This is a genomic window from Sandarakinorhabdus sp., assembly GCF_040398645.1.
Taxonomy (GTDB): domain Bacteria; phylum Pseudomonadota; class Alphaproteobacteria; order Sphingomonadales; family Sphingomonadaceae; genus Sandarakinorhabdus.
The window spans coordinates 3,777-18,821 of sequence record NZ_JBBATR010000043.1; the positions used below are offsets into that span (position 1 = coordinate 3,777).

The 15,045-nt window shown below is 62.8% G+C and carries 16 protein-coding genes; 10 read left to right on the plus strand and 6 right to left on the minus strand.

Annotated features, from left to right (window positions below):
* On the minus strand, window positions 1-380 hold a 380-nt coding region (locus tag ABWP50_RS09905), incomplete at its 3' end, for a SnoaL-like domain-containing protein (protein ID WP_353217832.1).
* A gap of 75 nt (window positions 381-455) precedes the next feature.
* Between ABWP50_RS09905 and purL the strand changes: the two genes are divergently transcribed.
* Both purL and ABWP50_RS09915 read left to right on the plus strand, forming a co-directional pair.
* Window positions 456-2,630 carry a phosphoribosylformylglycinamidine synthase subunit PurL gene (gene purL, locus ABWP50_RS09910; protein WP_353217846.1) on the plus strand — a complete coding sequence of 725 codons (2,175 nt, stop codon included), beginning with the start codon at window positions 456-458 and terminating at the stop codon, window positions 2,628-2,630.
* Window positions 2,631-2,725: 95 nt separating this feature from the next.
* Window positions 2,726-3,079 carry a DUF4112 domain-containing protein gene (locus tag ABWP50_RS09915; RefSeq protein WP_353217833.1) on the plus strand — a complete coding sequence of 118 codons (354 nt, stop codon included), beginning with the start codon at window positions 2,726-2,728 and terminating at the stop codon, window positions 3,077-3,079.
* Window positions 3,080-3,105: 26 nt separating this feature from the next.
* On the opposite strand, the gene nadC is transcribed toward ABWP50_RS09915, so the two are convergent.
* The 4 genes from nadC to ABWP50_RS09935 are packed head-to-tail and all read right to left on the minus strand — an operon-like array spanning window position 3,106 to window position 6,129.
* Entirely contained in the window at window positions 3,106-3,936 is an 831-nt protein-coding gene (nadC, locus tag ABWP50_RS09920) for a carboxylating nicotinate-nucleotide diphosphorylase (RefSeq protein WP_353217834.1), read from the minus strand.
* The gene (locus ABWP50_RS09925) at window positions 3,933-4,244 is read right to left on the minus strand and encodes a hypothetical protein (protein WP_353217835.1); all 312 of its coding nucleotides are present in this window, start codon (window positions 4,242-4,244) and stop codon (window positions 3,933-3,935) included. The genes nadC and ABWP50_RS09925 overlap by 4 nt, the downstream gene beginning before the upstream one ends.
* Window positions 4,244-5,236 (minus strand): quinolinate synthase NadA, encoded by a 993-nt coding sequence (gene nadA / locus ABWP50_RS09930; RefSeq protein ID WP_353217836.1) that lies wholly within the window; start codon window positions 5,234-5,236, stop codon window positions 4,244-4,246. The genes ABWP50_RS09925 and nadA overlap by 1 nt, the downstream gene beginning before the upstream one ends.
* Window positions 5,236-6,129, minus strand: coding sequence for an MBL fold metallo-hydrolase (locus ABWP50_RS09935; protein WP_353217847.1), 894 nt, complete (start codon window positions 6,127-6,129; stop codon window positions 5,236-5,238). Before ABWP50_RS09935 ends, nadA begins: the two co-directional genes overlap by 1 nt.
* A 111-nt stretch (window positions 6,130-6,240) precedes the next feature.
* Between ABWP50_RS09935 and ABWP50_RS09940 the strand changes: the two genes are divergently transcribed.
* The 8 genes from ABWP50_RS09940 (at window position 6,241) to ABWP50_RS09975 (ending at window position 13,599) form a co-directional block, all read left to right on the plus strand.
* A complete protein-coding gene (locus tag ABWP50_RS09940) occupies window positions 6,241-7,470 on the plus strand; it encodes an NAD(P)/FAD-dependent oxidoreductase (RefSeq protein ID WP_353217848.1) in 1,230 nt (409 codons plus the stop codon).
* A gap of 12 nt (window positions 7,471-7,482) precedes the next feature.
* Entirely contained in the window at window positions 7,483-8,598 is a 1,116-nt protein-coding gene (locus ABWP50_RS09945) for a pyridoxal phosphate-dependent aminotransferase (RefSeq protein WP_353217837.1), read from the plus strand.
* Window positions 8,599-8,676: 78 nt separating this feature from the next.
* The gene (locus ABWP50_RS09950; protein ID WP_353217838.1) at window positions 8,677-10,314 is read left to right on the plus strand and encodes a GMC family oxidoreductase; all 1,638 of its coding nucleotides are present in this window, start codon (window positions 8,677-8,679) and stop codon (window positions 10,312-10,314) included.
* Window positions 10,311-11,447: an epoxide hydrolase family protein gene (locus tag ABWP50_RS09955; protein ID WP_353217839.1), complete on the plus strand. Its 1,137-nt coding sequence runs from the start codon at window positions 10,311-10,313 to the stop codon at window positions 11,445-11,447. Before ABWP50_RS09950 ends, ABWP50_RS09955 begins: the two co-directional genes overlap by 4 nt.
* Complete coding sequence (gene lipB / locus ABWP50_RS09960; protein ID WP_353217840.1) at window positions 11,444-12,085, plus strand: lipoyl(octanoyl) transferase LipB; 642 nt, start codon at window positions 11,444-11,446, stop codon at window positions 12,083-12,085. Before ABWP50_RS09955 ends, lipB begins: the two co-directional genes overlap by 4 nt.
* A 128-nt stretch (window positions 12,086-12,213) precedes the next feature.
* Window positions 12,214-12,474, plus strand: a complete 261-nt coding sequence (locus tag ABWP50_RS09965; RefSeq protein WP_353217841.1) for a hypothetical protein — start codon at window positions 12,214-12,216, stop codon at window positions 12,472-12,474.
* A 77-nt stretch (window positions 12,475-12,551) separates the two neighbouring features.
* Window positions 12,552-12,851, plus strand: a complete 300-nt coding sequence (locus tag ABWP50_RS09970; RefSeq protein ID WP_353217842.1) for an SCP2 sterol-binding domain-containing protein — start codon at window positions 12,552-12,554, stop codon at window positions 12,849-12,851.
* Window positions 12,852-12,918: 67 nt separating this feature from the next.
* Complete coding sequence (locus ABWP50_RS09975) at window positions 12,919-13,599, plus strand: hypothetical protein (RefSeq protein ID WP_353217843.1); 681 nt, start codon at window positions 12,919-12,921, stop codon at window positions 13,597-13,599.
* A gap of 206 nt (window positions 13,600-13,805) precedes the next feature.
* Here ABWP50_RS09975 and ABWP50_RS09980 read toward each other — a convergent pair.
* Window positions 13,806-15,045, minus strand: a 1,240-nt coding sequence (locus ABWP50_RS09980; protein WP_353217844.1) for an OmpA family protein, incomplete at its 5' end; no start/stop codon positions are given.

The following is a 15,045-nucleotide window of genomic DNA, read 5'->3' on the forward strand; positions in this document are numbered from 1 at the left end:
TAGAAAAACCGTTCCTCGATGATCAGGCCGTCATCGATTGTGTAGAGCGCGATTTCGTCCATCGGGATGCGCTCACCCGTGGCTTTGACGGTCACGTCCATGGTGAAGCGCACGGTGAACTGATCGCCGTTCACCCACGGGCCCTGGGCATCGCCGCCGTGCACTTCGTGGGCGCTGCTCCACCATGCTGTCTTGGCGCGCACGGCTTCGATGCCGTCGCATACCGCCATCGGGCTTTCGGCCGCTTCGAAGGAGATCACATCGTCATCCCAATAGGTTTCGCCGATGGCATCAAAATCACCGGCCTTGGCCAGTGCCACGACATGATCGGCAATGGCGCGGATATCGGCGGCTTCATCCTGTATTTCGTCGGTCATCATACGCTCCTGCTGCGATTCGCGGGCCAATTCATTGCAATATGTCATGCCGACATGACAAATGCGCGGCTGGCCGCTATGCGCGCAACCATGAGCATCACCGCCGAAATCGTCGCAGCCCATGGCTTCACCCCTGAGGAATATGCGCGCGTGCTGAGCGCGATGGGGCGGGAGCCCAATATGTTGGAGCTGGGCATTTTTTCGGTGATGTGGTCGGAACATTGCAGCTACAAATCCAGCCGCATGCATCTGGCCAAGCTGCCGACCAAAGCGCCATGGGTAATCTGCGGCCCCGGTGAGAATGCCGGCGTGATTGATATTGGCGACGGCGATGCCGCCATTTTCAAGATGGAGAGCCACAACCACCCCAGCTATATCGAGCCGTATCAGGGCGCCGCGACCGGCGTGGGCGGAATACTGCGCGATGTGTTCACCATGGGCGCGCGGCCGGTGGCCAATCTGAATGCGCTGCGCTTTGGCGCCATCGATGCGCCGCGCATGCGCCATCTGGTGAAGGGTGTGGTGGCCGGCATTGGCGGCTATGGCAATTGCGTGGGCGTGCCGACGGTGGGCGGGGAGACGATTTTTCACCCCAGCTACAACGGCAATATCATCGTCAATGCCATGACCGTGGGCGTGGCGAAGGCCGACAAGATCTTCTATTCGGCCGCCGCAGGTGTCGGCAATCCGGTGGTCTATGTCGGCAGCAAGACCGGGCGCGACGGCATCCACGGCGCCACCATGGCCAGCGCCGAATTTGATGAAAACAGCGAGGAAAAGCGCCCGACCGTGCAGGTGGGCGACCCGTTCACCGAAAAACTGCTGATCGAGGCGTGCCTGGAATTGATGGCATCGGATGCCATCGTGGCGATTCAGGACATGGGCGCGGCCGGCCTGACCAGCTCCTCGGTGGAAATGGCATCAAAGGGCGGCGTGGGAATCAGGCTGGATATGGACAAGGTGCCGTGCCGCGAAACCGGCATGACGCCGTATGAAATGATGCTGTCCGAAAGCCAGGAACGCATGCTGATGGTGCTGAAGCCCGGCCGCGAAGCCTTTGCCGAAGCGATTTTCAGAAAATGGGAACTGGATTTCGCGGTGATCGGTGAAGTGGTGGACGCAGGAGTGGGGGGGGGCGATCTAACCATGACCTTCCACGGCGAGATTGTGGGCTGCATTCCGCTGGATCCCCTGGCCGATGCGGCACCGAAATATGACCGGCCGCACGTGCCGACGCCGGCGCGCGCGCCGCTGACCGACGTGCCCGAAAGCAGCGACATTGCGGCAGATCTGCTGAAATTGATGGGCAGCGCCGATCTCTGCTCACGCCGCTGGATCTGGGAGCAATATGACAGTCAGGTCGGCGCGGACACGTTGCAGCGGCCCGGCGGCGATGCCGCGGTGGTGCGCGTGCATGGCACCAGAAAGGCGTTGGTCATCGCCACCGATTGCACCCCGCGATATTGCTTTGCCGATCCGTTCGAGGGCGGTAAGCAGGCGGTGGCGGAAACCTGGCGCAACATCATTGCTGTGGGCGGCAAGCCACTGGCGATCACCAATTGCCTGAACTTCGCGTCCCCGCAAAACCCGGTGATCATGGGGCAATTGGTGGGCTGTATCGAAGGCATCGCGGCGGCCTGCCTGGCGCTGGATTACCCGGTCGTGTCGGGCAATGTCTCGCTCTACAACGAAAGCCGCGCGACCGGCGGCGGCAATGCGATTTTGCCCACCCCGGCGATTGGCGGCGTGGGACTGCTCGCCGATTATGATCGACAGATGACGATGGGGTTCAAGACGGCTGGCGATGCGATCTGGCTGATCGGCGGCGTTGGCAGCCATTTGGGCCAGTCATTGTGGCTCCGTGAACTCCATGGCCGCGAAGATGGCCCGCCGCCGCCGGTCGATCTGGCGGCCGAGCGTGCTGCCGGTGAACAGGTCGCCGCGTTGATTGCGGCTGGCGTGGTCACGGCGGTGCATGATCTGTCGGACGGCGGCCTCGCGGTGGCGCTGGCAGAAATGGGCCTGGCCAACGGGCTGGGTGCCATCGTGGAGGCAAGGCTGACCGCAGCAGCTGCTTTTGGCGAGGACCAGGGCCGGTATCTCGTCACCGCGCCGGCCGGTGTTGCCATCGCCGGGACGACGCGCATCGGCACGGTGGCGGGTGATGCGCTGGTGCTGAATGGTGCTGCGCTGCCGTTGGCCGATTTGCGCCGCATCCATGAAACCGCGCTGCCGGCGATGATGGCGGGTTGATTTTTCCGTCTCTTCGGGACCTTCTCCGCCCAAGGCCGGGGGAGGTCTAGCTGCGGCCCCTTGTAAGCCGGCATGTCGGGGCCAGATTCAGGGCCATGACCACATTTGCCCTCACCGCCCCCAACGCTGCCGCTGCCCGCCTGCGCATCGCGCGGCTCGAACAACTGCTGGAAAACATGGTGCGCTTGCCGATAATCGGCCACCGCATCGGGCTGGACGCGCTGATCGGGCTGGTGCCCGGTATCGGTGATTTCGCTGCCGGCGCACTCGGCCTTTATCTGATCTGGGAGGCCCGCAATCTGGGCGCATCCACCGCCACCTTGCTGCGCATGCTGGCCAATGTCGGCATCGATACGGCGCTGGGCAGTGTGCCTGTCGTGGGTGATGTGTTCGACGTGTTTTTCCGTTCGAACACGCGGAATCTGAAACTCATCAAGCGGCTCCTCTAACCCCCCTCCCTCAAGGGGCGAGGGTTTCAGCCAAAATCCAACCCGATATCGGCTGCCGGCGCGCTCTGCGTGATCCGCCCGACGCTGATGAAGGTCACGCCGGTCTCGGCAATCGCCCGGATCGTGTCCAGCCGCACGCCGCCGCTGGCTTCGGTTGGCACGCGGCCGGCAATCAACGCGACGGCGGCGCGCAACGTGGGCACATCCATATTGTCGAGCAGCAGGCGATCGGCCCCGGCGGCCAGCGCGGGTTCGATCTGGTCGATACGGTCAACTTCCACCACCACGCCGGTCAATCCCGCCGCCTTGGCGGCGCGCACTGCCTGATCGACACCGCCGGCCACGGCGATGTGATTGTCCTTGATCATCACGCCGTCATCCAGCCGCATGCGGTGGTTGGTGGCACCGCCCATGCGCGTCGCATATTTTTCCAGTGCCCGCAGGCCCGGCAGAGTCTTGCGGGTGTCGAGCAGCACGGCGCCGGTGCCGGCAATGACGTCGACATAGGCTCGCGTCATGGTGGCGATGCCGGTGAGATGCTGGACCGTGTTGAGCGCCGAGCGCTCCGCCGCCAGCAGCGCGCGGGCATTGCCGGTGATGCGCAGGAGCGCCGTCCCGGCCGACACCGCCGTGCCATCCGCCACCAAGCGCTCCAGCGTGCATTTGGGATCGAGCGCGCGAAAAAATGCTTCGGCGATTTCCACGCCCGCCAACACCACGTCATCGCGGCTGGCCATCACCGCATCCAACTGCGCCTGCGCCGGGATTACCGCATTCGACGTGATGTCGCCGCCAGTGCCGAGGTCTTCGGCCAAGGTGACGGTCACGAAGCCGGCAAGATCGAAATCGGCAATCATGGACAACCCGCCTCGGCGGCATCGCCGATCGCCTGGCCGCGTTGGCGAAGTGCCGAGCCTCCGGCAGCATCAACGCCGTGGCGGGCGAGCAGCGCCGCATAGGCCGGGCCCTGTTCAGGATCGGGCAGGCGGACCACCATCGTCATGTCGAGGAAAAAGCGCCCGCCGGCATCCGCGGTCATCGCTGCCACCATACATGCGCAATGCGCCGCGCTGCGCTCCTGTCGGCATGCGGCGACAAAATGCGGTACCGGATCGGCATCGACAGCAGAGGGGGCGGCGGCCAATGCGAGAAGCAGCGGCAGCATCAATCGCCCCTCACGGGCACGGCCGAGACCGCTGCTGACATCTCCAGCATGCGATCGAGGCTGCGCTTGGCGCGCACCCGCACGTCTTCGGGCACATCGATCTGCGGGGTGAGATCGCGCAGAGACAGATAGAGTTTCTGCATCGTGTTGAGCGCCATGTACGGGCACATGTTGCAGCCGCAATTGCCGTCTGCACCCGGCGCGCCGATGAAATTCTTGTGCGGCGCGGCCTTTTGCATCTGGTGGATGATGTTTGGCTCGGTCGCCACGATCACGGTCGGCTCGGGCGAGTTCAGCGCATAATTCAAGATGCCGCTGGTGGCGCCGACATAATGTGCCAGTTCCAGGATCGGCGCCGGGCATTCCGGGTGGGCCAGCACGGGCGCAGCGGGGTGCAGCGCCTTCAGCTTGAGCAATTCCGTCACCGAAAATTTCTCGTGCACCATGCAGGTGCCATCCCAGAGCAGCATGTCGCGGCCGGTCTTGCGATTGAGCCAGGCCCCCAGATGCTTGTCGGGCGCGAACAGGATTTTCTGTGTCGAGGGCAGCTGGTTGATGATCTTTTCGGCCGAGCTTGAGGTGACGATGATGTCGCTTTCGGCTTTCACCGCGGCCGAGCAATTGATGTAGGTGAGCGCCAGATGATCGGGGTGCGCACGGCGGAAACGGGCGAAATCTTGCGGAGGGCAGCTGTCTTCCAGGCTGCAACCGGCCTTCAGGTCAGGCAGGATCACCGTCTTGTTCGGTGACAGGATCTTGGCGACTTCGGCCATGAACTTGACGCCACAAAAGGCGATCACACCGGCATCGGTGGCAGCGGCCTTGCGCGACAAATCGAGCGAATCGCCAACGAAATCAGCAATGTCCTGAATTTCGGGCGCCTGATAATAATGCGCCAGGATCACGGCATTGCGCTCTTTGCGCAGTCGCTGGATTTCGGCCACCACATCTATAGTGGGGCCGCCACCAAGCATGTTCAATCGCGCGTCCATCAACTCTCTCCGCATTTCGCCCAGCGGTCACCGCTGCGCACCACCTGCCCACGTTGTTCCAGATCAATGAGATGCGCCAGCACACTGCGCCCGGCCGCCGGGTGCAGCCGCTTGTCCACCATCGCATACATGGCCGCCACCATCGCCGGGATGGTCACCAGCCCCTCGTCGATACCGCGCAAAATCTGCGTTTCGCGCTGGCGGCGATGGCTGAGCAAATGCCGGGCAAAACGCTGCGGATCGGTCACCGCTTCGCCGTGGGTGGGATGGTAGATCGCATCATCGCGGGCGATCAGCTTTTGCAGCGAGGCCATGTAATCCGCCATGTCGCCATCGGGCGGCGCCACCACCGTGGTGCTCCAGCCCATGACATGATCGCCGGTGAACAGCGCCTTTTCCTGTTCAAGCGCGTAGCAAAGATGGTTGCTGGTGTGGCCGGGCGTGTGCACCGCCGTCAGCGTCCAATCCGGCCCCGATACGCTCTCGCCGTCCGTCAGCACGCGGTCCGGCGCATAGCTGGCATCAAAACCGGCATCGGCGCGCGGGCCATCGTCGCGCAATACCAGCGGCGCACAGCCAACGATCAGCGCGCCCGTTGCAGCCTTGAGCGCCGGTGCGCCCGGCGAATGATCCATATGGGTGTGGGTGATAACGATATGCGACACGCGCTCCCCGGCCAGGCCAGCCAGCAAGGCCGCGATATGCGCCGGATCATTGGGGCCAGGATCAATCACCGCCACTGTGGAGCCGGGTCCCTTGGGCCCGACCACGAACGTCCCGGTGCCGGTGAATGTGAACGGTGACGGATTGCGCGCCAGCAAGCGGCGCACCAGCGGCGACCGGGTTGCCAGCATGCCATAGGCTGCGCTGTCGGGGTGAGAGGCCAGATCCATAACCCCCATGTGGCAGCGCCAGTGCGCGCTGTGAAGGGCACATAATCGCCAGCCCGGCCTTGATGGCGCTGCGCAACTGCCGCATGTCAGTGCAAGCGAAAGGGCATGACGATGCAGCAATATGATGTGGTGATCGTGGGCGGCGGCCATGGCGGGGCTGCGGTGGCGGCGCAATTGCGCCAGCGCGGCTATGGCGGCAGCATCGCCATGCTGATCGCGGAGCCTGATCTGCCCTATGAGCGCCCGCCGCTGTCCAAGGATTATCTGGCCGGCGAAAAGCCATTTGAACGCATGTTGCTGCGGCCGGCGGCGTTCTGGACAGACCGCAATGTCGACGTTCTGACCAGCACCCGCGTTAGCGCCGTCGATCCGGCCGAGCATAGCCTCACCACCAGCGCCGGCACCATAAGCTATGGCATATTGGTTTGGGCTGGCGGCGGCGATGCCCGCCGCCTGACCTGCCCCGGGCATGAACTGGCCGGCATCCACGCCATTCGCACCCGCGCCGACGTTGATGCGCTGAACATCGATCTGGCCGGAGCAGCGCGCCGCGTGCTTGTCGTCGGCGGCGGCTATGTCGGGCTGGAATCGGCGGCAGTGCTGAGCAATCTGGGCCACCATGTCACCCTGCTTGAAGCCTTTGACCGGGTGCTGGCGCGCGTGGCCGGGCCGGAACTGTCGGCCTTTTATGAGGCCGAACACCGCGCCCACGGCGTGACCGTCACCACCAACGCACAGGTGGTGGCCATCACCGGCACCGATGGGCGCGCCGATGGCGTCACACTCAGCGATGGCCGGCACATTGCCGCCGATGTGATCATCGTTGGCATCGGCATCATCCCGGCGGTGCAACCGCTGCTGGCGGCCGGCGCCAAAGGATCAAATGGCGTTTGGGTGGATGATCATTGCCGCACCAGCCTGACCGATGTCTATGCGATCGGCGATTGCGCGCTCCATGCCAACGAATTTGCCGGCGGTGCCGAAATCCGCCTCGAATCCGTGCAAAACGCAGCCGATATGGCCGCTACGGTCGCCCGCGCCATCATCGGCGATCCGGCTCCCTATCGCGCCGTGCCGTGGTTCTGGTCCAATCAATATGATCTGCGCTTGCAAACCATGGGGCTCAGCACCGGCTTTGACGAAACAGTGCTGCGCGGGGACCCGGCGGCACGAAGTTTCAGCCTGATTTACCTCAAAGGCGGCAAGGTGATTGCGCTGGACTGTGTGAACGCCGCGCGCGACTATGTGCAGGGCAAGGCGCTGGTGGAACAGGGCGTGGCGGTGCCGGCTGACGCACTCGCCGATACCGCAACACCAATAAAGGCCTGGCATCCGGCCTGAGGGGAAAAAATAATGGATGTTTCAAGGCGCGGCTGGCTGGGGCTGGCAGGAGCGGCGGCGAGCACGCAGGCCAGTGCCATCACGATCCGCCAGATCGCGGTGGATTCCACCGGCTTTGCGCCCGCGCCGGGCATCGCCCATCTGAAATACAACGAAAACCCGCTGGGGCCGCCGGCATCGGCAATGGAGGCTATGGCGGCGCTGGCGCGCAGCAACTGGTATTATGCCGATGATGCGGAAGCACGATTGGCCGCGATGATCGGCAAGCGGCTGGGCGTACCCGCTGCGCAGGTGGTGCTGGGCCACGGCAGTTCTGAAGTGATTACCAGCGCGGCGCTGGCTTGGGGCAAGCGCGGCACGATTTTGCTGCCGGCGCTGCAGTTCGATGAACCCTTGCTCTATCCGATGGCGCAGGGGCTAAGCTATCGCCTGGTGGCCATGGCGCCGGATCTGGGCATTGATCTGGCCGCATTGGCCCGCGCAGCCGCCGCGCCCGATGTGGCAATGGTGTATCTGTGCAACCCCAACAACCCGACTGGCATGATGCTGAAACCCGCTGAACTGGTGGCCTTTGCCAAAGCCCTGCCGCCGCGCGTCACCCTCCTGGTTGATGAAGCCTATATGGAGTTGGCCGACGATCCGGCCGCATCGACCATGCTGCCCCTGGTTCAGGGCGGCGCCAACATCATCGTCACCCGCACCTTTTCCAAATTGTTTGGCATGGCCGGTCTGCGCATTGGCTATGCTGTCGCGTTGCCCGCCAACGCCGCAGAGCTGAAGCGGCACCGGCTGACCATCAGCCTCAATGCGCCCGGCCTGGCCGCCGCCATCGCTGCCTGGGATGATGCGCCCTTCCAACAGCAAAGCCGCACCCAGATTATGGCGGCGCGCCGGGTGCTGCAGGCCGCCGTGACCAAAGCCGGCACCACCGCGCTGCCCAGCCAGACCAATTTCCTGTTTGTGAAAGTTGCCAACGCCGACCGCTTTGCCGCCGCCATGGCACAGCGTGGGATCCTGGTGCGCGGCGCGTGGGGTCCAGCGTGGCCCTTATGGTCCCGCGTGTCGACCGGGCGCATGATCGATGTTGAACGCTATGCTGCGGCCCTGCCCGCACTTGTGCAGGCCTGACCCCTCCCCAAGCTGGCGGTTTGCACACGGCCCCAAGCCGGGATAGGTTCTGCCAAGATTTTTTGGGGAGTTTTCGCCATGGGCGAGCAATATGATTTCATCATTGTCGGCGGTGGGTCCGCAGGCTGCGCGCTGGCCAATCGCCTGTCGGCCGATCCGGGCACCCGGGTGGCGCTGCTGGAGGCGGGCGGCAACGACAACAACATGCTCATCCAGATGCCCGCCGGCATCGCCCAGATCATCCCGCCGGAAAAGCCCAGCCCTTATGATTGGTCGTTCTGGACCGAACCGCAGGCGCATCTGGGCGGGCGGCCGCTGTATTGGCCGCGTGGGCGCGCGCTGGGCGGATCGTCATCGATCAACGGCATGGTGTATATTCGCGGCCATGCCAGCGATTACAACCGCTGGTCGCAACTGGGCCTGACTGGCTGGGGCTGGGATGATGTGCTGCCCTATTTTCGCAAAGCCGAGGATTCGGAGCGTGGTTCCGATGAATTCCACGGGCAAGGCGGCCCGCTGCATACCAGCCGCAAGGGCGCTTTGCCAAATGTGCTCAACGAAGCCTTTGCACAGGCCGGGGTGCAGGCCGGCTTTGGCCGCACCGATGATTTCAATGGCCCGCAATTTGAAGGCGTTGGCCAATATGATGCCACCATCAAGGATGGGGAGCGTTTCTCGGCCGCCAAGGCCTATCTCACCGACGCTGTGCGCAAACGGCCGAACCTGACGATCCTGACCGGCGTGCAGGTGCAGCGCGTGCTGATCGAAAACAAGCGCGCCGTGGGCGTGGCTTATATGCAGGGCAATGCCGCCCAAACCGCCGCGGGCCGCGAGATCATCCTGTGCGGCGGCGCGGTGAACAGCCCGCAATTGCTGATGCTGTCCGGCATCGGCCCAGCCGCGCATCTGCAGGCCTTTGGCATCGATGTGCTGGCTGATAGCCCGGATGTTGGCGGCAATTTGCAGGATCATTTGGATGTGATCGTGCAATGGCATTGCAGCCAGCCGGTCACGCTCAACAACAACAGCAAATTCATCAACAAGATGATGGCGCTGGGCAAATGGGTGTTCACACGCAGCGGCAATGGCGCGCATATGCCGACACCGATGGGCGCCTTCCTCTCGACCCGCGAAGGCCTGGCGGCGCCCGATATCCAGATCCACTTCATGCCGGTGCGCGGCAATCCGCATGGCCGCGGCACTATGGATGGCCGCCATGGGTATCAGATGCACGTGTGCCAGCTGCGCCCGGAAAGCCGCGGCACCATCCGCCTGAAATCGCCCGATCCATTGGCGCACCCGGCGATCGATCCCAATTACCTCAGCGCGCCCGAAGATGTGGAAACGCTGCTGCGCGGTGTCGAAATCGCGCGGCGAATCGGCAGCCAGCCGGCGTTTGCAGCCTATAATGACGGTGAAGCCTGGCCCGGGCCCGGGGTGACCGACCGCACGGCGCTGCTTGAGATGATGCGCGGCTGGGCGGAAACCATCTATCACCCGGTTGGCAGCTGCCGCATGGGCGTTGACGAGCATGCAGTGGTTGATGGCCAGTTGCGCGTGAACGGCGTGGAAGGCCTACGCGTCATCGATGCCAGCGTGATGCCGTTCCTTGTGTCGGGCAATACCAACGCGCCGACCATCATGATCGCTGAAAAGGCCGCGGACATTATCGCAGCGCGCACAAAGCTGGGGCGCCAATTGGGGCTGGCCGCGTGACCGTGTTCACCATTCCGGTGAACGAAGCCGAAACGGCGTGGATTCGCGAACGTGTCGCAGCCTTCCGCTGGTTTCAGGAGCCGGTGAATGCCGGGTGGCGACACGGCGCCAACCGCGATTACATGCAGCGGTTGCAGGCGCATTGGCTGGAACAATTTGACTGGGAGGCTGCAGTTGGCAGGCTGAACCGGTTGCCGCACGTGCGCGTTGCCGTCGGGGAGGATGGCGGCGAGCCGTTTCACCTGCACGCCGTGCACCTGCGTTCCAGCCGACCAGACGCGCGCCCACTGCTTATCGCGCACGGCTGGCCTGGGTCGATTTTGGAGTTTGATGCCATCATCGAGCGGCTGGCCGAGCCGGAAGACCCGTCGCTACCGGCATTTCATGTCGTGGCGCCGTCACTGCCGGGCTATGCATGGTCCGATCGGCCATCGGAGCCGATAGGGCCGCGCGAAGTCGCTCGTCGCTATGACGCGCTGATGCCGACGTTGGGCTATGATCGTTACATGTACCAGGGCGGCGATTGGGGCTGCGTGATCGGCGGCTGGATCGGCCTTGATTCGGCCCGGGTCGGCGCCATTCACCTGAACGGCTTTGGTTTGCGGCCCGCCGACATGGCCCCCACATCGCCCGAAGAAACCGCGTGGCTTGGCAAGGCGATGGCCATGCGCGAAACCGAAACCGCCTATCTACAATTGCAGGGCACCAAACCGCAGAGCCTGGGTTTTGCCATGATGGATTCGCCGATGGGCGTCGCGGCTTGGTTTGCCGAGAAATTCGCCGGCTGGTCCGATGTCGCCGGGGACTATAACGATCCGCCGTTCAGCATGGATCAGATGCTCACCAACATCATGATCTATCTCACCACGCGCAGCTTTCTCACCGCCACGTGGATTTATCGCGGCATGTTCCTGGAAGGCGGCTTTGCCATGCCGACCGGGCGCCGCGTGGAAGTGCCGACCGGAGTCGCTGCCTTTCCGCGCGATTTGCTGGCGTTTCCACCGCGCGCCATGGTGGAGCGCGGCTATAATGTCGCGCATTGGACCAGCATGCCGCGCGGTGGCCACTTCGCCAGCCTCGAGGAGCCGGAACTTTTCCTTGCCGATCTCAGGGCTTTTGCTGCGAGCCTGTGATACTGCTGCCGCCGGTTTGGGAGGTGTCGCCCGGGCTCGTCGATTATCCGGCGGCCTTGGCGCGCATGCAGGTGATTGCAGCCGGGATTCGCAGTGGTACCGAATCAGAGCGGATATGGCTGCTCGAACATCCACCGCTCTACACCGCCGGTACCAGTGCCGATCCGTCCGAACTGGTTGATCCTGCGCGCTTTCCCGTGTTCGATGCGGGACGGGGCGGGCGCTATACCTACCATGGGCCCGGCCAACGCGTGGCCTATGTCATGCTAGATCTGGCTGAGCGGGGGCGTGATGTGCGGCGCTTCGTCGCGGCGCTCGAGCAGTGGTTGATCGCTGCACTGGCCGATCTCGGCATTTGCGCGCGCACCATTTCGGGCAAGATTGGCGTGTGGGTTGATTGCCCAGGAGGCCCAGCCAAGATCGCAGCGATCGGCGTGCGGGTTCAGCGCTGGGTAAGTTTTCATGGAGTTTCGATCAATATCTGCCCTGAACTCTCTGATTTTACAGGGATCATTCCCTGCGGTCTCGCAGAACCCGTTACCAGCCTTGCTGCCTTGGGCCACAAGGCGACGCTTGCCGATGCCGATGCGGCCCTTGCCCGTCATTTGTCAGCCATGCTCACTCGCCTCGTCGCATGACTGGCAGCTGAAGCAACGACGCGCTTGCAGGATTTCGCCGATATCGCTAATGTCTACCTTAGTTGGGGGATTGAAATCTAGTCCAACTCGTCCTGGGTTCAGGCGACACCGTCCAAGGAGTTTTGAACATGACCATCATCGAAAAGCTGAAGACCGCTTCCATCATCGCTGGCGCTGCCCTCCTCGTCGTCGCTTGCGGCGAAAAGAAGGCTGAAGAAGCCGCTCCTGCCGCCGAAGCTCCGGCTGTTGAAGCTCCTGCTGCTGACGCCATGGCGCCGGCCGCTGACGCCGCCGCTCCGGCTGCTGATGCAATGGCACCGGCCGCTGACGCCGCTGCTCCGGCCGCTGATGCAATGGCCCCGGCCGCTGCTCCGGCTGAAGCCAAGTAATTTCGACTTTTCGTCGAATTGCGATAGAAAGGGCCGTCCCGTTTGGGGCGGCCCTTTTTCTTTGGGAAGGATAAAAAATGAGCCTGGAACAGATCACCGAACAGATGACCCAGCGCATCGGCGAAGGTGGCCAATTCAAAAAGTCGGTAAAATTCGATTTTGGTGCCGACGGCCTGGTGCGCATCGATGACACGGTTTCGCCGGTCGTCGTCAGCAACGAAGACGGTGCCACCGCCTGCACCGTCAAGGTCACCATGGCCGATTTCATGGAAATCGCCACCGGCAAGCAAAATGCCCAGATGGCGTTCATGATGGGCAAGCTGAAGATCGAAGGTGATATGTCAGTCGCTATGTCGCTCGGCAGCATCCTGGGCTGATCTGGCATGCCACCGGGCGGCCTCGATGCGGCCCGGTGGCGCTGCTGCTTGTACTGACGGGAGCACCATGGCGCATCGTTTCACCTTGTGGCTGGTCGGCACGTGCTTCGTTCTGGCTGGCGTGGCCGACGCTGCGCCGGCCAAACGCCGCCCGCTACGGCGGCCAACCGCAGCTGTTGCAAAAAAATCAGTGGTTCGACCAGTGGCGCCTAAAACACTAGGCATCATGGTCCCAAAACCAGTGCTTCTGGTTCGCGCCACACCAGCCGAAGCGCGTGCTCACAGTATTTGGATGTTGCGGGCCGCCCTGAATGTAGCGGCGTTGCAATGCCAATACTCGGTATTCTTGCGTACCGTAGACAATTACAATCAAATGCTTCGCAAGCATGGCCAAGAAGTCGCTGCAGCGCAGACGATCATGGTCGGACACTTCACTCGCACCGTGAAAAAGGGTGGCGACGCAAGCTTTGATCGCTATAATACGCGCGGATACAATAGTTTTTCGACACTGGATGCGCAGTATAATTTTTGCTGGGCTGCTGGGCAGGCCGGCTTGGCTGTGAAATTGGCCGACGTTGGCGGCATGGCCCAAGCTGCCGAAGTGCACCTACCGCAGCTGCGAGCAGCCCTCGCACTGGTACCGCCCGCTGCCGGGCTGGTCGTTGCTCCTGTACAAATGTCGGAGCTCAATCTTGCCGATCAGGCCGCAATCTCTGCGGTCTTCCAAGGGGCAAACGACAGCAACTAAGCGCCGTCGTTACCACAAAAAAGTCCAGCCCGAGCCATCGCTGGTTCCCGAACAAGCTTGCGGCGCATGAGGACTTTGACAGCTGGAATGTCCGGCGCTTGCATCCGGCCAACCATCGCCAACAATCCGAAGCTCCCAACGTTCCAAAATAAAAAAAGGGACGCAGCTCCAATGCTGCGTCCCCTTTTCGATCCAAGTCTGTCAGCTTATTGCGGCTGGCAAGGACCAGTCGGCGCCGGAGCCGGAGCGCCGCTGAACGCAAGTTCAACACGGCGGTTCTGCGGTTCACGCACACCATCGGCTGTTTCAACCAGCGGACGACCTTCGCCAAGGGCTTCGGACGTCATGGCATCAGCTGGAACGCCCTTGCCGGCCAGATAGGCCTTCACTGCGTCAGCACGGCGCTGCGACAGCTTCACGTTATACTCGTCTGCACCGGATTTATCAGCGTGGCCCGAGAGCGCAACGCGGGTTTGGCCAGTTGCCATGTACTGCTCGGCCGCACGGTCCAGGATTGCCGACGCTTCAGCAGTGACGGCCGACTTGTCCCAATCGAAGAACACCAGGAACGGACCAGGCGTCACAACCGGAGCCGGGCACGGCGGCAAAGGCGGCGGTGGCGGTGGCGGCGGTGCAGCGGCCATTGGCGGCGGCGGCGGCGGCGCTGGGGCAGGAGCCGGCGGCGCTTCGAAGAAGTTGTAGGTCAACGTCGCCAGAATGCTGTGGCTGCGGAACCTTGTGTCAATTGGCAAACCATTCGTAGTGAACACGTTGACATTGGCCACATTCATGAAGCGATACTTCAGGCCGATGTCGATGTGGTCGCTGATCGGCTTATAAACACCGGCCAGCAAGTTCCAGGCGAGCGACGTATCTGAATCGTTCAGAAACGGAACGCCCGGCGAACGGATCGCGGCATCGTCCATCTTCACACGAGCAATACCAGCGCCAGCGCCAACATAGCCGCCGAACTCGTTGTCCTTGCCGCCAAAATCGACCAAACCATTGACCATGAACGCCAACGCGCTGACCGAACCGCCAGCATTGTTGTACGTTGCCACCAGTGGGGCGCCCAGTTGTGAAATCCCAGCAGCATCGCTGAACCGCAGCGGCGGCGTGGTCTGGTTGACAGCCAACGAACGGTTCTTGCTCCGAAGGTAATTCAGAGCGAATTCGGCACGGAAGCCGCCAAAGTCGTAACCGATGTTGCCACCAACGTCATAACCCGGGAAAAAAACCTGCTTGATGGCATTGCGGGTAACAGTCGCGCCGTTTGCAGTCGCAATATCCAACACCTGATTGTGCGGCAGGCCGACGCCGGCTTCCAGGCCGATATACCAGGCCTTGTCCTTAGCCACTGCAGCGCTGGACAGCGCGGTCGCAGCGAGCACAACACCGAACGCGAATTTGCGCATCGTAGTCCCCTTTTTGAATGACAGCCTCAAT